The sequence below is a fragment of the Neisseria sp. P0024.S006 genome (genome assembly GCF_051956595.1).
GTDB lineage: Bacteria > Pseudomonadota > Gammaproteobacteria > Burkholderiales > Neisseriaceae > Neisseria.
The window spans coordinates 1-443 of sequence record NZ_JBQCXH010000068.1 but is presented as its reverse complement, the minus strand read 5'-3'; the positions used below and the strand labels follow the sequence as shown (position 1 = coordinate 443).

The 443-nt window shown below is 41.3% G+C and carries 1 protein-coding gene; it reads left to right on the top strand.

Annotated features, from left to right (window positions below; all coding sequences use genetic code 11):
- Positions 1-443 (top strand): hypothetical protein (locus ACTHUF_RS11310; protein WP_440407754.1); only part of this gene is annotated, 443 nt, incomplete at both ends.

Here is a 443-nt window from a genome sequence, read left to right as displayed (position 1 = left end):
CTCAAAGTCTGGCTGCTAAACCAAGTGATGAATCTGCAATGAAATGGTTGGAGATTCAAGGGATAAGCAGTAATTATAGCGAGAAAGTACAACGTTCTTTGGAGATGGTGAATAAAGAGGACAATGAACGCTTGTTAACGATGACGCCCAAAGCTCAAAAAGCGCAGATGAAGGCGGTCATCAGCCGTTATATGAAAAACATGCAAGACGATTTGAGCCGTCCTGAGTTGAAAAAGCAATGGTTGGATGAAGAAAAGCGTGCCGTACAGAAAGTATTTACACAAGAAGAAGTCGATGTAACCAACCGTTTTTTCTCTTCACCTCAGGGAAAAAATATTTTGAAAAAGATAAGAAATTCACAACAGCATGGTGGAAATCTTGAGGATGTATTGAGCCAATCGGATATAGAAAAGACGGCTGAAGCATTTGGGCATGGTGCCGGT